The following is a 22,857-nucleotide window of genomic DNA, read 5'->3' on the forward strand; positions in this document are numbered from 1 at the left end:
CGGGTCGTCTGCCGAACACTTTGTACAAGCGTTCAGCTTGCAGCCTTGACACATACACCTCGCGGGTTGAACCGAAAAACGGTCTGCCACCCCCTCCGGCAGACCGTGGAGCGGCGCGGATTCGGTCCGCATGACACGTGCACTGGTTGAAACCGGTACGTGATCCGCTCCGGCTGCGCGCCTGCCCCCACTTACACAACCCAAACACAAGAGTGATCCAGGTCACATATGAACGAAAGGTTTCCGTCACCCGTCCCCGGCCCTTCCGTGTCCCCGACGGCCGGTGTCGGCGGGTGGCCGGCGACGGCGACGGCGACCATCGGCGAAGGCCGGCGTCCCCGATGGCCGGTGTCCACCACGGCCGGTGTCAGAGGGGTGCGGCATCATCGTGGGGTGACGCGACGCCTGATGCTCCTCGACACCGCCTCCCTCTACTACCGCGCCTACTTCGGGGTCCCCGATTCGGTGCGCGCCCCGGACGGCACACCGGTCAACGCCGTGCGCGGGCTGCTCGATTTCATCGGGCGGCTGGTGCAGGACCACCGCCCGGACGACCTGGTCGCCTGCATGGACGCGGACTGGCGGCCCCACTGGCGGGTCGAGCTGATCCCGTCGTACAAGGCGCACCGGGTCGCGGTGGAGACCACGGAGGGGCTGCCCGACGAGGAGGAGACCCCGGACACCCTGGCCCCGCAGGTGCCGGTCATCGAGGACGTGCTCGACGCGCTCGGTATCGCCCGGGTCGGCGTCGCGGGCTACGAGGCGGACGATGTGATCGGCACCCTCACCGGCCTGGCGACCGGCCCCGTGGACATCGTCACCGGCGACCGGGATCTCTACCAGCTGGTCGACGACGCACGCGGAGTGCGGGTGCTCTATCCGCTGAAGGGCGTCGGCTCGCTCCAGCTGACGGACGAGGCGTGGCTGCGCGAGAAGTACGGGGTCGACGGCCCCGGCTATGTCGATCTGGCCCTGCTGCGCGGCGACCCGAGCGACGGCCTGCCGGGCGTCCCCGGCATCGGCGAGAAGACCGCGGCGAAACTGCTGGAGGACTTCGGCGATCTGGCCGGGATCATGGCTGCCGTCGACGACCCGAAGGCCAAGCTGACGCCGGCCCGGCGCAAGCGGCTCGACGAGGCGCGTGCGTACGTGGCCGTCGCGCCGAAGGTGGTCCGGGTCGCCGATGACGTACCCCTGCCGGACTTCGACCCGGCACTGCCCGCCGGGCCGCGCGATCCCGCCGCCCTCGACGCCCTCGCGAGGCGGTGGGGGCTGGGCGGTGCGCTCCAGCGCCTGCTCCTCGCTCTGCAGAGATGAAGTGCCCACTCCCTCCCCACTCCAGGGAGGAAGTGCTAGCTTAGGTAAGCCTAAGAAATCGATACAGGGAGAACCTCGTGGCAGAACGACCGGCGCGGCAGGCACCTCAGGCACAGGGGGCCGAGGTGGTGCGCACCGAACAGATCACCCCGCACATGGTGCGTGTGGTGCTCGGCGGTGAGGGCCTCGCCGGCTTCGGGCTCTCCGGGTACACCGACCACTACGTCAAGCTCTGCTTCGCCCCCGAGGGCGCCGACTACGCGCACCCCTTCGACATGGCGCGCATCCGCGAGGAGCAGCCCCGGGAGCTGTGGCCCACGACCCGTACGTACACGGTGCGTTCCTGGGATCCGGTCGCCCGTGAGCTGGCGATCGACTTCGTGGTCCACGGCGACGAGGGCCTCGCCGGGCCCTGGGCGGCGCGGGCGGTCCCGGGCGACCGGGTGACCTTCCTGGGACCGGGCGGGGGTTACGGCCCGGACGCCTCGGCGGACTGGCACCTCCTGGTGGGGGACGAGAGCGCGCTGCCTGCCGTCGCGGCGGCCCTGGAGCAGATGCCGGCGGGCGCGGTGGTGCACGCGTTCGTCGAGGTGGCGGACGCCTCCGAGGAGCAGAAGATCGTGACGCCCGACGGCGTAGAGGTGACCTGGCTGCACCGCGGCGAGCGCCCGGTCGGCGAGGCGCTGACCGCCGCCGTGAAGGAGCTGGAGTTCCCCGCGGGCGAGGTCCAGGCGTTCGTCCACGGCGAGGCGGGCTTCGTGAAGGAGATCCGCCGCCATCTGCGCCTCGACCGCGGGATCCCGCTCGACCGGCTCTCCATCTCCGGCTACTGGCGGCTCGGCCAGAACGACGACACCTGGCGCTCGGTCAAGCGCGAGTGGAACGCACAGGTGGAGCGCGAGCAGGAGAGCGCCGCGTAACACCGGATCATCCGGACGTGCCCCGGCCCCCGGCCGGGGCACACCCATGTCCGGGGCGCCGGATCACCCGTCGGTGTCCCCCACCCGCCGCGCTCCACCGCCGCCGTCGCCACCGACTCCCGAGCCCTGGGCCGATTCCGATTCCGATCCGGGTTCCGGTTCGAGTTCCGGTCCTGCCCGGAAGGAACTCGTGTCATGACCGCCGCGCTCTTCGAGATCCCGCTCCCGCCGTTCGGGCCGCCGGCCTTCCTCGCGCCGAGGGCGGCACGGAGGCCGAGGACCCGGCCCGGGGATTCGGCCCCGGACCGGGTCGGCGGCACGACGACGCCGTGGGCGCGCCCGTCAGACGGACTTCTGGTACGAGCGGAACGTCCGGGTCGACAGCCCGACCGCCACCACCGCGAGGACCAGCAGGGCTCCCCCACGGCCGAGCACCAGACCCCGGTCCGGGTCACCGTTCAGCGCCGAACGGCCCGCCACCATAGCCCAGTTGACCGGGTTGAAGTCGGCGATGTGCCGCATCCAGGACGGCATCTGGCTCGGGGCCATGAAGGAGGAGGAGAGGAAGGTCAGCGGCAGCAGCAGAAAGGTGTTGATACCGATGATCGACTCGCGTCGGCGGACCAGCATGCCCAGCGCGTTGGAGAGCGCGCCGAAGACCGTACCGAGCAGCACCGAGGCGACGACCAGGACCAGCAGTCCGCCCGCACCGCCCTGGTAGGTGGCCCCGGCGGCCCAGCCGAGCAGCACGATGACGACCGACTGCACGGCGGTGGCGATGCCGTTCTCCACGACGTTGGCGTTCATCAGCGCGTTGCGGCTGACCGGGGTCGTCAGGAAGCGGTTGAGGGTGCCCCGCTCGATCTCCTCCAGGGTGCCCATCCCGGCCCACATGCTCGATCCGAGCGCGCTCATCACCACGATGCCGGGGATCAGGTAGTCCAGATAGGACGTGGTGCCGAAACCGCCGAGCTCGACGACCTTCTTGAAGAGGTTGCCGAACAGGAACAGCCAGATCACCGGCTGGACCAGGGAGATCACCAGAAAGACCGGCTGCCGGATGATCGCCATCAGCTGACGCTGGGTCATGTACCAGGTCTGGGCGAGTGCTTGGCTGTTCATCGGGCGTCTCCGGCCGAGGTCAGGGCGGGGATGTGGCGGGCGTCCGCGGCCTCGGCCTCGGCGAAGCGGCGTCCGGCGTAGCGCAGGTAGACGTCGTCGAGGGAGGGGCGGGCCACGGTGGCGGCGGCGACCGCCGCACCGGCCCGCTCCAAGGCGGCGAGCAGCAGGGGCACGGCCGCGGCGCCGTCCCCGGCGCGTACGCTCACCCGGCGGCCGTCGACCAGTACCTCGTGCACACCGGGCAGTCCGGTGAGCGCGGCGGTGATCGTCCCGGTGTCGCCCTCGGCGCGCAGCTCCATGTGGACGGCGTCGCCCCGGAGTTCGCCCTTGAGCTCGTCGGGGGTGCCCTCGACGACGATCCGGCCGCGGTCGACGATCGCGATGCGCTCGGCGAGCCGGTCGGCCTCCTCCAGGTAGTGCGTGGTCAGGACGATGGTCAGCCCCTCGTCGCCGGCCAGCCGGGCGATCTCGTCCCACATCGCCGTGCGGGCCTCGGGGTCGAGCCCGGTGGTGGGTTCGTCGAGAAAGAGCACCTCGGGCCGGTGGACCAGGCCGAGCGCCACGTCGAGGCGTCGCTGCATCCCTCCGGAGTACCCCTTGACCTGGCGGTTGCCCGCGTCGGCGAGGTCGAAGCGGTCCAGCAGCTCATCGGTGCGGTGCCGGACCGCCGCGCCCCGCATTCCGTACAGCCTGCCCTGGAGCAGGAGGTTCTCCCGGCCGGTGGCGACCGGATCGGCGCCGGACTTCTGGGCGACGACGCCGATGGCGCGGCGGACCCGGTCGGGGTGGCGGAGCACGTCGTGTCCGGCGACGGTCGCGGTGCCGGAGTCGGGGCGGGCCAGGGTGGTCAGGATCTTGACGGTGGTGGACTTTCCGGCGCCGTTGGGGCCGAGCAGTCCGAAGACCGTGCCGGCGTCGATGGTGAGGTCCATGCCCGCCAGGGCGGTGACATCACCGGGATAGGTCTTGATCAGGTCTCGCGCCGCTACTGCGGGCGCACGGGTGCTCATGACAGAGCTCTCCTGTGGTCGGCGGGGTGCTCGGGTGCACCGAGCACTCGGGCATGCCGAGCCGATCCGCCTGAAGAGCGCCGGGCTATCCTTGGTGTGCCGCACCTCGATCGCCCGGCTCGCCTCCACGGCGTGACCGGTCCGGGGTTCGAGACCCCGGCCGTCGCTGCTCCAACAGCTCCGACCGGGGTCTTTCCCTGTCTGGTTCGTGTGTCTACGGGCCGTGCCGCTCATCTCTGGGCCGCGCCGCTTGTCTACGGGCTGTGCCGTTCCGGGGCCAGGACGATTTCCTGTTCGTCCAGGTCCTTCCAGTCCTGCGGGACCTCGCCGGTCTCATGGAAGGACTTCCACTCCTCGATTCCGGTGATCGTCCCGTCGGTGAGTTCGGTGTGGAAGTTCCTGATCCACTCCAGCTGCGCGTCGAGCATGTGCAGCTGGTATTCGGTCTCGATGACGAAGACGCGGGGCAGCTTCTCCCCCAGCTGGCCGAGGACACCCCGTACCGCCGCCGCCTGGATCGCCAGCGCCGCCGTCCTGGTCTCCATCAGCTCCGCCACGTCCTGCGGCGGCAGCACCGGCAGCAGCGACAGCGCCGTCTCGAAGACCGGGTACTCGGCGGCGGGGACGGCCAGCAGATCGGAGAGCCAGTCCAGCATCTCCGCGTGCCCGGCCTCGGTGATGCCGTAGAGCGTGCGCTCGGGGCGGTTGCCCTGCCGCTGGACGCCGGCCACCTCCACGTACCCGTGCTTCTCCAGGTTCTGGACGACGGTGTAGAGCGAGCCGAAATTGATCTTGACGCTGTGTTCCTTGCCGCGCCGCCGCAGCGTCTGGGCGATCTCGTACGGATGCATGGAACGTTCGGCGAGCAGCACCATGACCGTCAGCGCCAGTGGGTTGCTGAGCTTGCGCCGCTTGGCCACCGACCCCACCACTCTCTACCTCGCCATCGAATACTCGCGAGCGAACATATCGCGTTCACCCAGACGCGTCAACCACGATGTATCGCGAATTCCTGACGGCGTGACAGGATCCCGCACACCGACCGTTCCGTACGGACACAGCCAGGAAGGCGGACCGTGTGAAGGAAGCCGACGCGCAACGTCAGGGAACCTCCCGGGCCGGGGGAGGACACCCGGCCCGCACCGCGCTCGCGGCGCTCGCCGGGCTGATCGCCGGGTTCTGTGCCCTGGCCGCGGCCCAGCTGGCCTCGGCCCTCGTCCGTCCCGAGGCGGGGCCCGTCGCGGCCGTGGGCGAGGCGGTCATCGACCGCTCTCCCCCGGCCCTGAAGGAGTTCGCCGTACGGCACTTCGGCACCGGCGACAAGCTGGTGCTGCAACTGGGCATCGTGGTGGTGCTGGCGCTCTTCGCCATGGCGGTCGGGGTGTGGGCGCTGCACCACCGGCGGACCGGTTCGGCGGCCGTCCTGGTCTTCGGCGTGGTCGGGGCGGTGGCCGCGGTGGGGCGGCCGGAGGGTGCCGCGGCGGACGCGCTGCCGTCGGTGGTGGGGGCCGCGGCGGGCGCCGGAGTGCTCTTCCTGCTGGCCGGACGGCTCGCGACGGCCCCGCCTCCGCCGCCCGGGGCCGGCGAGGCGTACGGCGCCTTCGACCGCCGGGGCTTCGTCGTCACGGCGGCCGTGGCGACGGTGGTCTCGGCCGGTGCGGGGCTCCTGGGGCGGCGGCTCACCTCCTCCGTCCAGGCCGGGGCCACCGCCTCGCGCCATGACCTGGTCCTGCCCGTACCCGACTCCGCCGCCCCCTCGGTCCCGGCCGGTGCCGATCTGCGGATCCCGGGGCTGAGCCCCTTCTTCACCCCGGACCAGGACTTCTACCGGGTGGACACGGCCCTGGTCGTGCCCCGGATCGACGCGACCGGCTGGCGGCTGCGGATCCACGGCGAGGGGGTCTCCCGGCCCATGACGATCGGCCTCCACGATCTGCTGCGCCGGGAGACCGTCGAGCGGGACATCACGCTGGCCTGCGTCTCCAACGAGGTCGGCGGCCCCTACGTCGGCAACGCCAGATGGCTCGGGGTGCGGCTGGCCGATCTGCTGCGCGAGGCCGGGGTGCGGCCGCCCTCGGCTGGCGGGCCCGCCGACCAGCTCGTGGCGCGGTCCATCGACGGCATGACGACCGGCACGCCGGTCGAGGCGGTCATGGACGGACGCGACGCGATGCTGGCCTTCGGCATGAACGGTCAGCCGCTGCCCTTCGCCCACGGCTTCCCGGTCCGGATGGTCGTACCCGGCCTGTACGGATACGTGTCGGCCTGCAAGTGGATCGAGGAGATCGAACTGACGACCTTCGCCGCGTACGACGCCTACTGGGTCCGGCGCAGCTGGGCCCAGCAGGCACCGGTCAAGACCGAGTCCCGGATCGACACCCCCCGCGCCTCCGCGTCCCCGAAGCCCGGCACCGTACCGGTGGCCGGGGTCGCCTGGGCGCAGCACCGAGGCATCTCACGGGTGGAGGTCCGGGTGGACGGCGGTCCGTGGCACCCGGCCCGGCTGGCGGCCGAGGACAGCCGGGACACCTGGCGCCAGTGGGTCTGGGAGTGGCCGGCCAGCTCGGGCCGCCACACGCTCGAAGTCCGCGCGACCGACGGCACCGGCGCCACCCAGACCGGACGACGGACCGACACCGTCCCCGACGGGGCGACCGGCTGGCACTCGGTGGTGGTGGACGTCTCCTGAGAGGACGCCTCCCCGGGGGGGCTCATGCGGATCCATGGGATTTTCACAGGCCCCCAAATCTACACATAAGGGAGATATAAGAGCAGAATGGCAGGGCAGGCCGCTTTCGCCGGAAGGGACGTTCCGGTCTGCACGAGCGAAGGAGACGAACCCCATGTCAAACCTCTCGCACACCGGCCGTGACATGGCCAGTCACCCCGATGTATCCGAAATGCGCGATCGCTATGCCCGCATGCTCGGTGGCCGCGATGTGGCCCTGGTGGACGCACCGGTGTTCCTCGTCGGTCTCTACTGCGCCATCTCGCCGTGGGTGCTGCACTTCACGACGAGCCAGCCCGCCCTCACGACGCACAACCTGATCATGGGTATCGCGATCGCCGCGCTGGGTCTCGGGTTCACCGTCATGCCCGAGCGCATGTACGGCCTGAGCTGGGCCATCTGCGCCATGGGCGCCTGGACCATCGTCTCGACGTGGATCGTCGGCAGCAGCCCCGGCCTCGGCGTCGTCATCAGCAACATCATCATCGGCGGGCTGACCGTGCTGCTCGGACTGGTCTGCGTCGGCGCATCCATGAAGAGCGGCAAGCGCCCGGTCTGAGAAAGGCACCGCGCGCAGGGCTGCGCGAGGAAGCCCCCGGCCGGTCCGTGGAGCGGACCGGCCGGGCGCCGGTATGGTCCGGCCGGGAGCCGGTGTGGCGGCCGGTGGGTCAGTCCTGCCAGGGGGTCAGTCCTGCCAGGGGGTCAGTCCTGCCGGAACGGCAGATAGTCCACGTCGTAGCCGAAGTACCGCGGACCGGCGAGCGCCAGGCCGCCCGGGGTGGTCCAGCGCGGGTCGCAGGGGGCCGCGAGGACGCTGACGCGCAGGCCGTAGCGGAGCCCCTCCGTGGTGACCGGGTCGCCGGTGTCGGTGTCCAGCACGCAGATGAGGTCCGGCGTGGTGGCGACCGTCTCGCCGTCGCGGGTGGCCAGCAGATGCTCGTTCTGGAAGCCGAGCTCCAGCACCCGGCCCGCGTCCTCGCCGATGCCCTCGATCCGGGCGCCGCCCCGGGCGAAGCCGCCCTGGGTCCGTCGGCTCACGTCGACCACCTTGCCGGTCAGCAGATGCGTACCGGAGAGCATGGCGCGCGCCGCGCGCACCGGGTCGGTGTGCGAGGCGCGCGCCTCGCGCACGGCGGCGCCGAGCCGCTCGGCGAGCGTCAGCGTGGCGGGGACGAGCCCGTCGGTGAGCTGGTCGCCCCGCATCACGGTGTCGGCGCTGGAGATCTGGCAGCCGAGCTCCACGCAGACGGCCCGCGCGATGCGCTCGGCGGCATGGTTGGAGACGGCGTCGACGATGATGCTGTTGCCCTTGTCGTCGGCGAGCGCCATCGGGGTGTTGGCGACCCCGATCAGGCCGGGCAGCACCATCTGCGCCTCGGGGAAGGCACGGCCCATCGCGTCACCGTCCACCAGCGGCAGCCCCGCCTCGGCGGCGCAGGCGATGGGCAGCATGGAGTTGACGCCGCCGACCTCGATCGGCGCGATGTGGGTGGCGGCCCGGCCGATGTGCTTCTCCAGGGCGCGCAGGGCGGCCACTTCCTCGCCACCGGCCGGGACCCGTTCCAGCAGCACCGTGGGCGCCCCCATCCCCGAGACGGGCACCACGGTCGCGTCGGCCGGCACCTCGTCGAAGGCGACGAGCCGGACCGGGCCGTACTTCCGGATGGCCTCACGGGCCAGCAGCTTGCCGATGTACGGGTCGCCGCCCCCGCCGGTGCCGAGGATGCCCGCGCCGCGCGCGATGTCGTCCAGGTTGTCGAGGTTGATCTCACGCATGTGACGCTGCTCCATGGGTGTCGCGCGCCCCGGCCGGGGCGCGGGTGCTGCCGATGCCGTTCAGGTCGAGGTCGCCGACCGCCTTGACCCGGATCCGGGTCGCGCCGCCCGGGAGATAGGCCAGCGGGACCTCCTCCACGTCGACGACGCGGACCGTGCCCGGCCGGGCGCCCGCGCTCTCGGCCCGGCCCACGGCCTCCTCCCGGGCCTCGGCGAGCACCGAGTCCCGGCGCCCCTCCGGGACCTGGAAGACCCGGTCCACCTCGCCGCCGACCTGGGCTATCGCGGCGCCCACCGCGTTGGCGACGTCGAAGTGGCCGGGGCGGCGCACATCGTCGAAGCCGGGCAGGACCTCGGGCACCAGCACACTGCCGCCGCCCACCGCGACGACCGGCAGCGGCCCCGCCGAGGTACGCATCCGGTCGACGGTCTCCGCCAGCCGCCCGGCGATCCGGTCGAGCGCGCGAGCGGTGAACTCCGGGTCCAGATGGGCGACCTTGGACCGGTCACCGATGTCGGCGCGGCCCGCGGCGACCGCGAGATCGGTCGCCGTCAGGGTGGAGCCGCCGAAGACCAGTGCCTCCTCGGTGAGCCGGAATCCGACCGAGCGCGGACCGGTCTCGCCGTCCGGCGACACCAGGGAGCCGCCTCCGATGCCGAGCGAGAGGACGTCGGGGATACGGAAGTTGGTACGGATGCCCGCGGCCTCGCTCTCCCCCGCCGCCTCGCGCGGGAAGCCGCCCGCGAGGATGCCGACGTCCGCGGTGGTGCCGCCGACGTCGACGACCGCGCAGTCGCCGAGACCGGACAGGAAGGCGGCGCCGCGCATCGAGTTGGTGGGCCCGGACGCGAAGGTGGCCACCGGGTAGGCGCGGGCGAAGTCCACGTCCATCAGCGTGCCGTCGTTCTGCGAGAGGAAGAACGGGGCGGTCAGCGAGACCTCGGCGAGCGACTTGGCGAACGACTCCACGATCGCGGTCGCCAGGTCGCGCAGGGCCGCGTTGATGATCGTGGCGTTCTCCCGGGCCAGCAGCCCGACCCGGCCGAGCTCGTGCGACAGCGAGAAGTGCACACCGGGGCCCAGTTCGGCGCCGAGGATCTCGGCGGCCCGGCGCTCGTCCTCCTCGGCGACCGGGGAGAACACCGACGAGACGGCCACCGAGGTCAGCCCGCGCGCGGCGATGTCGGCGGCGGTCCGCCTCAGCTCCTCGGGGTCGAGCGGCGACAGCGGCCGGCCGTCGAACTCCCGCCCGCCGTGGCAGAGATAACCGTGTCCGCCCACGGCCGCACGCTGGCGCTCCGGCCAGTCGGTCATCGGCGGCAGCGCCGCGGTGGCGGGCAGACCGAGGCGTACCGCGGCGACGGGGGCGAGCCGGGCGCCCTCGATCAGTGCGTTGAGGAAGTGGGTGGTGCCGATCATCACGGCGGTGACGGATTCCATCGGCGGGTCGAGGGCCCGGATCGCCGCGGTCACGCCGGAGGTGATGTCGGAGGTGGTGGGGGTCTTCGCGGTCGCGACGATCCGGTCGTCGTCCCCCAGAAGGGCGGCGTCGGTGTTGGTGCCTCCGACGTCGATTCCGATGCGCATGGTGTGTCTGTCTTTCGTAGGGGGTGGGGTTCTCGGGTGGTGTACGGGTCAGGCGGCGGCCTTCGACGACCAGGCCGTGCCCGCTTCCGCCTCGATCGCCGCCGCGGGGCGCGCCGGCTGTTCGAACGGCAGTTCACGGACGCCGCGCACCAGGCCGAGCTTGCCGAGGACGACGTAGCCGAGCCCGGCCAGCAGCAGGGAGTTGAGCGCCGGGACACCCCACCATTGGTAGTGGTCGCCGAGCCAGCCGAACAGGGAGGCCGCGGCCCACAGGGCGATGGTGGCCGGCACCCAGCTGGGTTCGGTCTCGGGCAGCCGTCCCGCCGAGCGCGAGGCGTCCAGCTGCGGCCGCCACTTCTTCACCACGAAGTACTCGGCGACCATGATCCCGGCGACGGGCGGGGTGAGGACGCCGAGGACCGTGAGGAAGTCGGTGAACCGGTCCAGGATTCCGGCGGCCGCGGCGAGGCTGCCGAACACACCGATCGTGACGGTCGTGCCGACCCGGTTCAGCCGGACCTTGAAGAGCGCCTCGACCGCGCCGATCAGGCCGAGGGACGACGAGTACAGATTCCAGTTGTTGATCTTCACGGTGGCGGAGACCAGGACGATGACGCCGATGACACCGGAGGAGGAGGTGATGATGGCGATCAGGTCGGAGGACTTCACCGCGTAGGCGAGCAGCACCCCGCCGAGGCCCAGGACGTACTCGCCGAGGCTGATGCCCACCACCGTCTGCTTGACGACATCGCCGGTGTTGCGGTTGAAGCGGGTCATGTCGGGGGTGGTGACCGCGCCGACGATGTACGAACCGGCGACGATGGTCGCGCCGGTGGCGATGGACATGTGGGCACCGAACGGCGCCGAGGCCACCAGGTCACCCACGTCGTGCCGGGAGAACTCGACCATCATCGCCCAGCCCGCGAGGCCGAGGAAGGCGGGCACGGTGACGAACGCGGTCCAGCCCATGGCGCGGAAGCCGCGCAGGACGAGCGCGGTGACACCGAGACCGCAGATCAGGCACCAGGCCCAGACCGGCAGCGCGGGCACGATCGAGTGCAGCCCGGCCGCGAACACCGCCGTCTGCACACCGAACCAGCCGAAGAGGCTGACCGCGATGACGAGTCCGATGAGAGTGGAGCCGTAGCGGCCGAAGCCGGTCCAGCGGACCAGCATCGAGGTGGACAGACCCTCCCGCATGCCGGCGATGCCGACGAATATGCAGACGATCTCCAGGATCACCGAGCCGAGGGTGAACGCCCAGAAGGCGCCCCAGAAGGAGAGCCCGGCGCCGAGCGCGGCCCCCAGCAGGAACTGCGTCAGGTCGGAGAGCTGGCCGAAGCGCTGCACCGCGACGTTGAACCAGGAGTAGCGGGCCGCGCGCGGCACCCGCTCCAGCGGGTAGTCCTCGTCCCGCTCCTGGGGCCGGGGCTGGGCGGGTGGCCTGGTGGATGGCTCTCGGTGCACATCGAACTGCTGGGTCATGGGGACGGGTCCTCGGGTGAGCGGGCGGGCAGGAGGGCGCAGCAGCACGGCACCGGGCTGCTCCGAAGGGGAGGGAAAGGCGTGATGAGCGGGGGTCAGAGCGGAAGGGGCGGCCCGACGGCGCGGGCCCGCAGGAGCACCGCACCGGGCAGATACGGCACCGGGAGGTCCGGTTCCGCGTGGGTGCGTACGCGCCGGGGGTCGGCCCCCGCCCGTACCGCACCGGCCCGCGCCAGGTCGCGTACTTCGTCGCGTACGGCGTCGAGCCGTCGGCCGGGGCCGCGGTGGACGATCCGGTCGTACTGGCCGCCGACCGGGCTGGCCGCCGCGCCGAACGCCCCGGCCACGCCGCCGTGTTCGGGGCGTACGACGTCGAACCCGGTGAGCGCCCCGCCGGGTACGCCGCCCGCACCGCCGCCGACCAGGATCAGCGGGAGGAGTCCGGCGGCGGGGCGCATCCGGTCGGCGGCCTCGGCGAGTTCGCGGTGGGCGTCGGCGCGCACGGTGATCAGGTCGGGGAAGCGCAGGCTGACCGGGACGCCGCCGATGCGCTCGCCGGGGCCTGCCTCCTGCGGATAGCCGCCGGTCAGCGCCCCGACCCGGGCGCGGCGTTCTCCGATGTCGGCGACGACGGCGTCCCGGAGTCCGGCCAGGAGTCCGGCGCCGCGGATGGTGCAGGCGGGTCCGCTGCCCAGGCTGAGTCCGGGCTGACGGCGCAGGTACTCCAGGCTCATCAGCGTGCCGTCGCTGCGCGTGACGAGAACGGCGGCGCCGGGGGCGAGGCCGAGGCGGGGCAGCGTGGCCGTCAGCTCGTCGGCGACCCGGGCCACCAGCACGGACAGGGCCGCGTCGAGCACCGTGGCGTTCTCGCGGGCCAGCAGGTCGAGGGTGCCGACGTCGCTGGAGAGCAGGACGGTCGTGTCGGGGCCCGTCTCGGCGCGCAGGATCTCGGCGGCCTCCCGCTCCTGTCCGCCGTCGACGGGCGAGAACACGGCGGTGACGGCGAACGCCTCGGCACGGCCGGCCAGCGAGGCGCCGAACCGGGCGACGGCGTCCCGGTCGAGCGGGGTGGTGTCACGGGGCGCCAGACCGCCGCCGCCCCGGACGTTCGCGGTGCCCGCGCACACGGCGTCGCGCAGCGCCCCGGGCCAGCCGAAGAGCGGCCGCACGGCATCGGCGGCGGCGCCCCCGACCCGCAGCACGCCGACCCGGGCGAGCCCGTCCCGCTCCCTGACCGCGCGGGCGGCGACCCGCAGCCCCACGGCGAGCTGGGTGGCCCGGCCGCGCGGCCCGGCGGGGAGCGCGCGGACGGCGGCGGCGAGCGATCCGACGGCGTCACCGGCCAGCGAGGGCACCTTCACGGCCCGCACCGCCCGGTCGCCGTCGAGGAGCACGGCGTCCGTGTTGGTGGGCCCGACGTCCACTCCGAGGATCATGAGGTGCCTCCCGGGGCCCGGTGCCCGGCCGCGGCGGGCGGCAGGCCGGTGAGACCGAAGGCGGACGGGCCCGCCAGCCGCAGGCCCTCGGGCGTGTACCAGGCGGGGTGCGAGGGGAGCGTGACGAGGTGGACGCGCAGTCCGTAGCGGACCTCCTCGACCGGGACGGCCCATCCGGTCGCCACGTCGACCAGGGCGATGACGTCCGGTACGACGGCCAGCGGGGTGCCGTGCTCCAGGGCGGCGACGAATTCGCTGCGGGCCTCGACGAGCACCAGCCGGCCCGCGTCGGGGCCGCCGCCCTCCAGCAGGACGCCGGTGGCGTCGTCGCCGTCGGCGCCCTCGGTGGCGTACCGCCGTACGGAGGAGACCTTGCCGGTCAGCAGCGGCGTGGGTCCTTCGCCGCGGCCGAGGGCCAGGGCGCGGGTGACCGATCCGGCGACGGCGTGCCGGGCCGCCTGTCCGGCGGTCAGGGGGTAGTCGGTGGACGCGGCGCGCCCGCCGAAGGCGACGACGGCGGCGCGGGCGAACCGTTCCAGGTGCGCGCCGTCGACGTCGTCGACCACCACGGTGTGACCGTGTTCGTCGGCGAGCACGGCCGGTCCCGGGCGCAGTCCGGCCAGTTCCAGGACGTTCTGGTCCATCCGGGGGAAGGCCCGGCCCATCGAGTCGGCGTCGAGCAGCGGCAGCCCCAGCCGGGCCGCCCAGGCGACGGCGACGCAGCCGTTGAGGCCGCCGATCTCGCTGCTCATCACCGCGGCGACCGGGGCGCCGTGCAGGGCCTCGAAGCGGTCCCGCAGCCGTGCGGGTTCGTCCCGGCCGCCGATCCGTTCGGCGGCGACGGCGGGCGATCCCACGAGCCCGACGGGCATGACGAGCGCGTCGGCGGGGAGCGCGGCCGGGTCGACGACGGGCACCGGGCCGCACTCCTCGATCGCCTGTCCGGCGACGGGAAGGGTCACATCGGCGGGTCCGCCGCCCCCTGATCCCAGGACGGCACAGCCCCGCGCGAAGTCGGCGAGTGCTCCGGCGTCCACGTGCATGAATCCCAGCGTACGGAGACGGATCACGCTCCCCATGGGCCAGAAGCCCGCGATTCCACCACCTGATGTGCTTGCAGCACACTGGGGGAATGGCGAACATCCTGGAACTCCTCTCCGCCCCCGGGCTCGACGCGGTCCGCCCGCTGGTGGGCCCGCTCGACGCGGGGGAGGTCACGGGGGTGCGTCTGGAGGCTCGCCCGGACCGGCTCGCGGCCATCCCGGCCGGGACGGTCGCCGTGCTGCTGGCCCCGGTGCCGGGGCATCTGCTGGACGTGGCGGTGCGGGACGCGGCCGCGGCGGGGGCCGCCGCGCTGGTCCTGACGGGCGTGACGGAGACGCCGCACGGGCTGCCCGCCGAGGTGACGGCCACGGCGCGGGCGCTCGCCGAGCGAGGCCGGGTCGCGGTGCTGTACGCCGACGGGAACCTCGCGGCCCTCGTGGTGGCGGTGGAGCGGGCAGTGGCCGGGTCCGCGGCGGACGCGCTGGCCCGGGTCGCGGCCGCGGCACGGGAGGTGACGGCCGTCGCGGGCGACCCCGACCGGGTGGCCACGGCGGCCGGACGCGCCCTGGGCCTGCCCGTGGAGCTGCGCGCCGCCGGTCCGGGCGAGGAGGGCGCGGCCGCCGCGGGCCCGGACGGCGAGATCCGGCTCGCGGCCCCGGCCCGCCCCGGTCACGCGGGGGAGGCGGTGCGCTCCGTCCTCGCGCTGGCGGCCCTCGCGGCGGCGGGCGGCGGGCACGGCGACGTACCGGTGCGCTCCCGGGGCCGGCTGCTCGCCGAGCTGCTCGTGGCCCCGCAGGACCAGGCCGCCCGGCTGGCCGCCCGGGGCCGGGCGCTGGCGCTGCCGGTGGACGGCTGGCACATCGCGCTGCGGGTGGAGGCGGGCGGCCTCGACGCCTCGAACCGGCCCAAGGCCCTGGACGCGGTGATGTCCCAGGCGCTGACCCTGCTGCGCACCTGGGACGGGACGGCGCTCCCCACCACCCCCGCCGCCCCGTCCGCTCCCGCACCGCGGTCCGCCGACGCCGTCCAGTGGAACGCCGCGCTGGTCGACGATGCCCTCGTCCTGCTCAGCACCTGGCCGGCCGACCCGGGGGCGGACGGGCGGCGCGCCACTCTGGCCCGCGCCCGCCGGGTGGTGGACCGGCTGGCCGGACTGCGCCCGGAGGCCGGTCTGCGATGCGGCGTGGGCTCGTCGCACCGGGGCCCGCTGGGCATCCGTACCTCCGCCCGTGAGGCCCGTGCCGCGGTGCCGCGCGGGGCGGGGCCCTCGGTGGCGGCGCACGACGCGGTGGGCCTGGACCGGATGCTGCTGGAGTGGTACGCCTCCGACACGGCGCGCGAGGCGGTCAGTGAACTCCTCGCCCCGGTAGTGGCGTTGGGCCCGGAGCGCGCCGAACCCCTGCTGCGTACGCTCCAGGGGTACCTGGACCACAACAACTCCCCCGCCCTCGCGGCGGAGGCCCTCCATCTGCACCGGAACGCGGTGGGCGCCCGGATCCGCAAGATCGTCCAGCTGACGGGCGCCGATCTGAACGAGCCGGATGTCCGCCTCGCCCTCCAACTGGCCTGCCGCGCGGGCCTGTCCGCCGCCCCGGCGAACCGCCCCTGAGGAGCGACCGTGCCACCGACGACCTCCCCCGTCCTCGCCCGTGTCCGGGCCGCCCATGACCGGATCGAAGCGGTCGGGCGCCCCGAACTCTGGATCGGTCTGCGACCCCGGGACGAGGTGGCGGCGGAGGCCGAGCGGCTCGACGCCCGCCTGGCCTCGGGCGAGTCCCTCCCCCTCGCGGGCCGGCTGCTGGCCGTCAAGGGCAACATCGACGTGGCCGGCCTCCCCACCACGGCGGGCTGTCCCTCGTACGCGTACGAGCCGGACCGCGACGCCCCGGCGGTGGCCCGGCTGCGGGCCGCCGGGGCGCTGGTGCTCGGCACGACCAACATGGACCAGTTCGCCACGGGCCTGACCGGCACCCGGTCCCCGTACGGCGCGGTGGCCGCCGCGCAGGATCCGGAGCGGGTCGGCGGCGGCTCCAGCTCGGGTTCGGCGGTCGCGGTGGCCCTGGGCCTCGTCGACCTCGCACTGGGCACGGACACCGCGGGCTCCGGCCGGATCCCCGCCGCGTTCAACGGCGTCTTCGGACTCAAGCCGACCCGCGGTCTCGTCCCGACCCAGGGGGTGGTCCCCGCCTGCGCGAGTCTGGACTGCGTCACCGTCCTCGCCCGTACGCTCCCCGAGGCCGAACGGGCGATGGCCCTGATGGCCGGCCCGGCCCCGCGCCCCGACCGCCCCCGTGCTCCGGGCCCCTGGCGGATCGCGGTGCCGTCCAACGGACAGCTCGGCGCACTCGACCCGGGCTGGGCCGCGGCGTACCAATCGGCCGCCGCCCGGCTCCGCGCGGCGGGCACCCGGCTCCGGCCGGTCGACCTGACACCGTTCACCGAGGCCGGTGCGCTGCTGTACGGCGGTGCGTTCGTCGCCGAGCGCTACACCGCGGTCGGCGCGTTCATCGACGGCGACCCCACCGCCCCGGACCTCGACCCCACGGTGGCCCGGATCATCACCGCGGCCCGCGACATCCCGGCCCACCGGCTCTTCGCCGACCAGGCCCGGCTGGCCGTCCTCCGTACCGCCGCGACGGCCGCACTCGGCGACGCGGACGCGCTCCTGCTGCCCACCGCGCCGGGGCACCCCACCCTCGCCGAGGTCGCCGCGGACCCGGTGGGCGCCCATACCCGCCTCGGCCGGTTCACCAGCTCCACCAACCTGCTCGGGCTGTGCGCGGTGGCGGCTCCCGCCGGTGTGGTGGACGGCCTGCCGTTCGGCGTGATGCTGATCGGCCCGGCGCACACCGACGAACGTCTGGCCCGGATCGCCGCCCTGCTGGCCCCGGCGCCCTGACGCCGGGACGGGTCCCGGCCATTGCCCCCGGAAACGGTTGACTGGCCGCCAGCACACCTGTTCCACTGGGCAGATGCGCCCTCAGCTGCGGCTGGTCACCCGTGACCACATCGACTTCGGTCGAGTGTGGTCCGCCTCGTGTTGCCGCTGACCGTTCCACGTCAGCCCTTCACCCGACCGGTTTTCCGCAGCACGAGATGAGGCTTCGCCATGCCCGTCGAGTTTCTCGGCATCGCAGCGACGAACGATGGTTCCGAAGTGACACCCCGCGCCGGGGCGTCCTTCGACAAGGAGTACACGCTCAAGCTGGCCCGCGCGCACGAGGACCACGGCTGGGACCGGGTGCTGTTCGCCTACGGCTCCGGCTCCCCCGACCCGTCCCCGGCCGCCGCCTATGTCGCGGCCCACACCGAAAAGCTCCAGATCCTGGTGGCGCACCGCCCCAACGTCTCGTACCCGACGTTCGCGGCCAAGACCTTCGCGACCCTGGACCGGATCAGCGACGGCCGCCTCGCCGTGCACTTCATCACCGGGGGCAACGACCACGAGCAGCAGCGCGAGGGCGACTTCCTGACCAAGGACGAGCGGTACGCACGCACCCGTGAGGCCATCCAGATCATCAAGAGGGCCTGGACCTCGCACGAGCCCTTCGACCACGAGGGCACGCACTACCGCTTCAACGACTTCGTGAGCGACACCTTCCCCGTGCAACAGCCGCATCCGCAGGTCTCGTTCGGTGGTTCCTCACCCGCGGCGTACGCGGCCGGGGGCGCCGAGGCCGACATCTACTGCCTGTGGGGCGAGCCGCTGGCCCAGACCGCGGAGCAGATCGCCTCGGTGAAGGAGGCCGCGAGGGCGGCGGGGCGTACGGATGTGCCGAGGATCCAGGTCGCCTTCCGCCCGATCATCGCACCGACCGAGGAACTGGCCTGGGAGAAGGCCCACCGCACCCTGGCCCGGATCAGGGCCCGCAAGTCCGGCACCCCGCTGAGCCGCCGTCACCCGCTGAGGAACCCCGAGAACACCGGCTCCCGACGACTCCTGGCAGTGGCCGCCGAGGGCGACCTCCACGACCGCGCCCTGTGGACACCGACCGCGGCGGAGACGGGTGGCGCCGGTAACTCGACGGCCCTGGTGGGCACCCCCGAGACAGTGGCCCAGGCCTTGCTGGACTACTACGACCTGGGCGTGGAAATCCTTTCGGCCCGCGGCTACGACCTGCTGGACGACGCGATCGACTTCGGTCGGCACGTCATCCCGATCGTCCGCGAGGAAGTAGCCAAACGAGACGCGTCCCACCAGGCCGCATAACGCCCCCGCGCCGGAGGGACCGCCCAACCCAGCCCCTCCGGCGCGGCAGTTCGCCCCTCCGGCACCCACCTCCGGGCCTTCGGGCACGCACCTCCAGCACCACCGGCGCCCGCCTCCAACCCTTCCCACATGCACCCCTACCGCACCGAAGCCCGCCTCCGGCCCCTCCGTCATGCATCCCCAACCCCACCGACACCCCTCTCCAGCCCCTCCGGCATGCATCCCCACACCCCGCAGGCACCCCTCTCCAGCCCCTCCGGCGTTTGAGGAGCGGGGGCCCGGGGGCGGAGCCCCCGGTTACGGGAAGGGGCGGGCAGGGGAACAAGCCCGCCGCAGGCGCACCCCCAGCGAGCAGCCCCACCGCACCCCACACCAGAACCGCACCGCTCCCCCACCGCACCCAGCGGACACCTCACCCCACAGAGCTGTACGCCACAACCCCCCGCAACACCGCATCCACCGCCTTGTGCGCATTCCGCGCCACGGAACTCCCGTCCCGCGGCGCCGCAGCCGCAATCTGCCCCAGCACGTCGATCACCTGCTTGCACCACCGCACGAAGTCCCCGGCCGGCATCTCCGCCTCGCCCAGCACCTCGTCCAGCGACCGCCCCGACGCCCACATGTAGACCGCCCAGGCAAAGCCGAGATCGGGTTCGCGCTGCCCGACGCCCTCCGCCTGGTTGATCTTGAAGTCCTCTTCCAGGGCGTCGAGCCGCCCCCAGATCCGGACCATCTCGCCCATCGCGGTCTTCGCCGGCCCCGACGGCACCTTCGGCGCCACCGCGTCGTCGGCCTGCCGCGCCTCGTACACCAACGCCGAGACGCACGCCGCGAGTTCCGCAGGGTTCAGCCCCTCCCACACGCCCGCCCGCAGGCATTCGCTCGCCAGCAGGTCGAGTTCGCCGTAGAGCCGGGCCAGACGGCGCCCGTGCTCGGTGACCTCGTTGCCCCGCAGATAGTCGAGCTCGGTGAGCAGGGCGACGATCCGGTCGAAGGTGCGGGCGATGGTGTTCGTCCGCCCCTCGATCCGCCGCTCCAGCTGCCGGGTGTCGCGCTGCAAGCGGTGATACCGCTCGGCCCACCGCGCGTGGTCCTCGCGCTCGGCGCACCCGTGGCAGGGATGCGCGCGCAACTCCGCCCGGTAGCGGGCGATCTCCCGGTCGTCGGCCGCGGCGGACCGCCCCTTGCGGTGCCGCTCGGGCACGATGTGCCCGGCCTTGGTCCGCAGCGCGGAGGCCAGGTCACGGCGCGACTGCGGGGAGCGCGCGTTGAACGACTTCGGTACCCGCATCCGCTCCAGCGCCTCCACCGGAACCGGGAAGTCGATCGAGGCGAGCCGCTTGACCTGACGCTCGGCGGTGAGCACCAACGGCCGCGGCCCGTCGTGGTATTCGAGCCCGCGGTGGCCGTGCCCATTGGTCCGCCCGGCGGGCAGACCGGGGTCGAGGACCAGGGCCAGTCCGGCGAACTTGCCGGTGGGCACATGGATGACATCGCCGGGCTTGAGCCGCTCCAGGGACGCCGCGGCCTCGGCCCGCCGCTGCGTCGCGCCCTGCTTGGCGAGCTCGGTCTCCCGGTCCTTGAGGTCGCGGCGCAGCCGCGCGTACTCCTCGAAGTCCCCGAGGTGGCAGGTCATGCCCTCCCGGTAGCCCTCCAGGCCCTCTTCGTTCTTCTGGACCTGCCGCGAGATGCCGACCACCGACCGGTCCGCCTGGAACTGCGCGAAGGAGGTCTCCAGCAGCTCCCGCGAACGGTGCCGGCCGAACTGCTGCACCAGGTTCACGGCCATGTTGTAGGAGGGCCGGAAGCTGGATCGCAGCGGATACGTGCGCGTGCCCGCGAGCCCGGCGAGCGCCCCCGGATCCATACCGCGCTGCCACAGCACCACCGCGTGGCCCTCGACATCGATACCGCGCCGCCCGGCCCGTCCGGTCAGCTGGGTGTACTCGCCGGGGGTGATGTCGGCGTGCTGCTCGCCGTTCCACTTGACGAGCTTCTCCAACACCACCGAGCGCGCGGGCATGTTGATGCCGAGGGCGAGGGTCTCCGTGGCGAAGACGGCCTTGACGAGCCCGCGTACGAACAGCTCCTCGACGACTTCCTTGAACGTCGGCAGCATGCCCGCGTGGTGCGCGGCGATGCCCCGCTCCAGCCCTTCGAGCCACTCGTAGTAGCCCAGCACATGGAGGTCCTCGCCGGGAATGGAAGCGGTCCGCTCCTCGACGATCTCGCGGACCAGGCGTCGCTTGTCCTCGTCGTTGAGCCGCAGTCCGGCGTGCAGGCACTGCTGCACGGCGGCCTCGCAGCCGGCCCGGCTGAAGATGAACGTGATGGCGGGGAGCAGCCCCTCGGCGTCCAGCCGGTCGATGACCTCGGGCCTCGACGGGGTCCAGATCCGGCTGCGCTGGCGCCGCTCGCGCTCGCGGTCGGCCTCGCGGACCATCTTGCCGCGACGGCGCTCCCGCGGGTTGTACCCCCGCTGGTTCTCCATCCGGGCGAGCCGGACGAGATCGGGGTTGACCTCGCGGCGAGCGGTGCCGCGGCCGCCGTGGTCGCTCTCCTCCTCGAAGAGGTCGTACATCCGGCGGCCGGCCAGCACGTGCTGCCAGAGCGGCACGGGGCGGTGCTCGGAGACGATCACCTGGGTGTCCCCGCGGACGGTGTCCAGCCAGTCGCCGAACTCCTCCGCGTTGGACACGGTCGCCGAGAGCGACACCAGCGTCACGGAGTCCGGGAGGTGAATGATCACTTCCTCCCAGACCGCGCCCCGGAAGCGGTCGGAGAGGTAGTGGACCTCGTCCATCACCACGAAGCCGAGCCCCCGCAGCGCCTGCGAGCCCGCGTACAGCATGTTCCGCAGCACTTCGGTGGTCATGACGACCACCGGGGCATCGGCGTTGACGCTGTTGTCGCCGGTCAGCAGGCCGACCTTCTCCGGTCCGTAGCGCTTGACCAGATCGGCGAACTTCTGGTTGGACAGGGCCTTGATGGGGGTGGTGTAGAAGCACTTGCGGCCCTGTTCGAGGGCGAGGTGCACGGCGAATTCGCCGACGATCGTCTTGCCCGAGCCGGTCGGGGCCGCGACGAGCACCCCCTTGCCGGCCTCCAGCGCCTCGCAGGCCTCGATCTGGTAGGGGTCCAGATCGAATTCGTACAACTCGCGGAAGGGCGCGAGTGCGGTGGCCAGCTCGGCGGCGCGGATCCGAGAAGCCTGGTATCGCTCAGCTGGTGAGAGGTCCTCTGTCATCTTGTCTACGAGCCTACCCGCCGCCTCTGACAGTGACGCGGTCTTTAAATTCCGGCGGAAATTCCGGCGGGAGGACCCGGTACGAGCACCCGGACCGCGCCCGGTACGCAGTGTGCGGTGAGCGGCAGCGCACCGAGCTGTTCACCGTCCGCGTACGCGGTGACACCGGCCGCGGCCAGCTCGATCGAGGAGACCCGGTGCACGGTGACCCTGGGGTGGCCGAGGTGCGTTCCCTTGTAGACGCGGGGGAAGACCTTGATCAGGGTGGTACGGCTGCAGTCCCCGACGACGGTCACGTCGAAGAGCCCGTCGTCCATGACGGCGTCGGCGCAGATCCGCATGCCGCCGCCGTACGTCGTCCCGTTGCCGACGGCGATGAGCGTCGCCTCGATCTCCCGGACCGGCCCGCCGTCCAGCCTGATGCGGTACGGGATGGGCTTGAACGCGGCGAGTTCGGCGAGGATCGCGAGGTCGTACTTGAACCGTCCGCCGACCCATCGCATCCGGTTCCCCCGGTCGTTGACCCGGGAGTCGAAGCCGGAGGCGAGCACGGACCCGAACCAGCGCTCACCGACCCGGCCCAGGTCGATCTCCCGGACGGCCCCGCCCTTGAGCGCCTCGGCGGCCAGCCGTCCGGCGGCGGCCGGGTCCCGTATCGGCAGTCCGAGCGCGCGGGCGAAGTCGTTCCCGGTGCCGACGGCCACGACGCCGAGCGGGGTCATCGTTCCCGCGACCGCCTGCAGGGCGAGCGACATCATGCCGTCCCCGCCGACGGCGATCAGGGCGCCGGTCCCGCCCGCAACGGCCTCACGGGCGCGCCGCAGGGCGTCGTCGGCGTCCTCACCGAGAACCGTGCGCACGGAGAATCCGGCGTCCCGCAACGCGGAAGCGGCCGGCTGCGCGGCGTGCGCGCCCCGGCCGCGTCCTGCGGTGGGATTGACGAAAAGGGTGATCTCGCTGGTCACCCGGGGACC

The 22,857-nt window shown here is 73.0% G+C and carries 16 protein-coding genes and 1 pseudogene; 7 read left to right on the top strand and 10 right to left on the bottom strand.

Annotated elements, in window-relative coordinates:
- Positions 1-408 precede the first annotated feature (408 nt).
- A complete protein-coding gene (locus GA0115234_RS13450) occupies positions 409-1,317 on the top strand; it encodes a 5'-3' exonuclease (RefSeq protein ID WP_093541220.1) in 909 nt (302 codons plus the stop codon).
- 77 nt (positions 1,318-1,394) lie between these two features.
- Positions 1,395-2,237: a siderophore-interacting protein gene (locus tag GA0115234_RS13455; protein WP_093541222.1), complete on the top strand. Its 843-nt coding sequence runs from the start codon at positions 1,395-1,397 to the stop codon at positions 2,235-2,237.
- Positions 2,238-2,579: 342 nt separating this feature from the next.
- Here the strand turns inward: GA0115234_RS13455 and GA0115234_RS13460 are convergent, their stop codons facing one another.
- The 3 genes from GA0115234_RS13460 to GA0115234_RS13470 all read right to left on the bottom strand — a co-directional run bounded on the left by GA0115234_RS13460 (position 2,580) and on the right by GA0115234_RS13470 (position 5,289).
- On the bottom strand, positions 2,580-3,359 hold the full coding sequence (locus GA0115234_RS13460) for an ABC transporter permease (RefSeq protein ID WP_093541224.1): 780 nt from the start codon (positions 3,357-3,359) through the stop codon (positions 2,580-2,582).
- A complete protein-coding gene (locus tag GA0115234_RS13465) occupies positions 3,356-4,369 on the bottom strand; it encodes an ATP-binding cassette domain-containing protein (RefSeq protein WP_093541226.1) in 1,014 nt (337 codons plus the stop codon). The genes GA0115234_RS13460 and GA0115234_RS13465 overlap by 4 nt, the downstream gene beginning before the upstream one ends.
- Before the next feature lie 254 nt (positions 4,370-4,623).
- Positions 4,624-5,289 (bottom strand): PadR family transcriptional regulator, encoded by a 666-nt coding sequence (locus tag GA0115234_RS13470; RefSeq protein ID WP_093541618.1) that lies wholly within the window; start codon positions 5,287-5,289, stop codon positions 4,624-4,626.
- 158 nt (positions 5,290-5,447) lie between these two features.
- On the opposite strand from GA0115234_RS13470, the gene GA0115234_RS13475 reads away from it, so the two are divergent.
- A complete protein-coding gene (locus tag GA0115234_RS13475) occupies positions 5,448-7,058 on the top strand; it encodes a molybdopterin-dependent oxidoreductase (RefSeq protein ID WP_370804386.1) in 1,611 nt (536 codons plus the stop codon).
- 154 nt (positions 7,059-7,212) lie between these two features.
- On the top strand, positions 7,213-7,656 hold the full coding sequence (locus GA0115234_RS13480) for an SPW repeat protein (RefSeq protein ID WP_093541228.1): 444 nt from the start codon (positions 7,213-7,215) through the stop codon (positions 7,654-7,656).
- A gap of 143 nt (positions 7,657-7,799) precedes the next feature.
- Here GA0115234_RS13480 and GA0115234_RS13485 read toward each other — a convergent pair whose 3' ends face one another.
- From GA0115234_RS13485 to GA0115234_RS13505, 5 genes are all read right to left on the bottom strand, one after another.
- Entirely contained in the window at positions 7,800-8,873 is a 1,074-nt protein-coding gene (locus tag GA0115234_RS13485) for a DUF917 domain-containing protein (RefSeq protein ID WP_093541230.1), read from the bottom strand.
- Entirely contained in the window at positions 8,866-10,461 is a 1,596-nt protein-coding gene (locus tag GA0115234_RS13490) for a hydantoinase/oxoprolinase N-terminal domain-containing protein (RefSeq protein ID WP_093541232.1), read from the bottom strand. Before GA0115234_RS13490 ends, GA0115234_RS13485 begins: the two co-directional genes overlap by 8 nt.
- A gap of 48 nt (positions 10,462-10,509) precedes the next feature.
- Positions 10,510-11,946, bottom strand: coding sequence for a purine-cytosine permease family protein (locus GA0115234_RS13495; protein ID WP_093541234.1), 1,437 nt, complete (start codon positions 11,944-11,946; stop codon positions 10,510-10,512).
- Between the two features lie 95 nt (positions 11,947-12,041).
- The gene (locus GA0115234_RS13500; protein ID WP_093541236.1) at positions 12,042-13,382 is read right to left on the bottom strand and encodes a hydantoinase/oxoprolinase N-terminal domain-containing protein; all 1,341 of its coding nucleotides are present in this window, start codon (positions 13,380-13,382) and stop codon (positions 12,042-12,044) included.
- Positions 13,379-14,425, bottom strand: a complete 1,047-nt coding sequence (locus GA0115234_RS13505) for a DUF917 domain-containing protein (protein WP_161275595.1) — start codon at positions 14,423-14,425, stop codon at positions 13,379-13,381. Before GA0115234_RS13505 ends, GA0115234_RS13500 begins: the two co-directional genes overlap by 4 nt.
- 89 nt (positions 14,426-14,514) lie before the next feature.
- On the opposite strand from GA0115234_RS13505, the gene GA0115234_RS13510 reads away from it, so the two are divergent.
- The 3 genes and pseudogenes from GA0115234_RS13510 to GA0115234_RS13520 all read left to right on the top strand — a co-directional run bounded on the left by GA0115234_RS13510 (position 14,515) and on the right by GA0115234_RS13520 (position 18,636).
- On the top strand, positions 14,515-16,035 hold the full coding sequence (locus GA0115234_RS13510; protein WP_093541240.1) for a PucR family transcriptional regulator: 1,521 nt from the start codon (positions 14,515-14,517) through the stop codon (positions 16,033-16,035).
- Positions 16,036-16,044: 9 nt separating this feature from the next.
- Positions 16,045-17,316, top strand: a pseudogene (locus GA0115234_RS13515) (allophanate hydrolase); the annotation flags it as partial.
- Between the two features lie 219 nt (positions 17,317-17,535).
- Positions 17,536-18,636: an LLM class flavin-dependent oxidoreductase gene (locus GA0115234_RS13520; RefSeq protein WP_093541244.1), complete on the top strand. Its 1,101-nt coding sequence runs from the start codon at positions 17,536-17,538 to the stop codon at positions 18,634-18,636.
- A 412-nt stretch (positions 18,637-19,048) separates the two neighbouring features.
- Here the strand turns inward: GA0115234_RS13520 and GA0115234_RS13525 are convergent, their stop codons facing one another.
- Together GA0115234_RS13525 and GA0115234_RS13530 are read right to left on the bottom strand one after the other, a co-directional pair.
- The gene (locus GA0115234_RS13525; protein WP_093541246.1) at positions 19,049-21,883 is read right to left on the bottom strand and encodes a DEAD/DEAH box helicase; all 2,835 of its coding nucleotides are present in this window, start codon (positions 21,881-21,883) and stop codon (positions 19,049-19,051) included.
- A gap of 44 nt (positions 21,884-21,927) precedes the next feature.
- On the bottom strand, positions 21,928-22,848 hold the full coding sequence (locus GA0115234_RS13530; protein ID WP_093541248.1) for a diacylglycerol kinase: 921 nt from the start codon (positions 22,846-22,848) through the stop codon (positions 21,928-21,930).
- Positions 22,849-22,857: the final 9 nt, after the last annotated feature.

Source organism: Streptomyces sp. DvalAA-43 (assembly GCF_900091725.1).
GTDB classification, from domain to species: Bacteria; Actinomycetota; Actinomycetes; order Streptomycetales; family Streptomycetaceae; genus Streptomyces; species Streptomyces pulveraceus.

Coding starts and splice junctions, on each gene's coding strand:
- GA0115234_RS13450 (WP_093541220.1), top strand. CDS start 409: ATGCTCCTCGACACCGCCTCCCTCTACTACCGCGCCTACTTCGGGGTC.
- GA0115234_RS13460 (WP_093541224.1), bottom strand. CDS start 3,359: ATGAACAGCCAAGCACTCGCCCAGACCTGGTACATGACCCAGCGTCAG.
- GA0115234_RS13465 (WP_093541226.1), bottom strand. CDS start 4,369: ATGAGCACCCGTGCGCCCGCAGTAGCGGCGCGAGACCTGATCAAGACC.
- GA0115234_RS13480 (WP_093541228.1), top strand. CDS start 7,213: ATGTCAAACCTCTCGCACACCGGCCGTGACATGGCCAGTCACCCCGAT.
- GA0115234_RS13485 (WP_093541230.1), bottom strand. CDS start 8,873: ATGCGTGAGATCAACCTCGACAACCTGGACGACATCGCGCGCGGCGCG.
- GA0115234_RS13490 (WP_093541232.1), bottom strand. CDS start 10,461: ATGCGCATCGGAATCGACGTCGGAGGCACCAACACCGACGCCGCCCTT.
- GA0115234_RS13495 (WP_093541234.1), bottom strand. CDS start 11,946: ATGACCCAGCAGTTCGATGTGCACCGAGAGCCATCCACCAGGCCACCC.
- GA0115234_RS13500 (WP_093541236.1), bottom strand. CDS start 13,382: ATGATCCTCGGAGTGGACGTCGGGCCCACCAACACGGACGCCGTGCTC.
- GA0115234_RS13505 (WP_161275595.1), bottom strand. CDS start 14,425: ATGCACGTGGACGCCGGAGCACTCGCCGACTTCGCGCGGGGCTGTGCC.
- GA0115234_RS13510 (WP_093541240.1), top strand. CDS start 14,515: ATGGCGAACATCCTGGAACTCCTCTCCGCCCCCGGGCTCGACGCGGTC.
- GA0115234_RS13520 (WP_093541244.1), top strand. CDS start 17,536: ATGCCCGTCGAGTTTCTCGGCATCGCAGCGACGAACGATGGTTCCGAA.
- GA0115234_RS13525 (WP_093541246.1), bottom strand. CDS start 21,883: ATGACAGAGGACCTCTCACCAGCTGAGCGATACCAGGCTTCTCGGATC.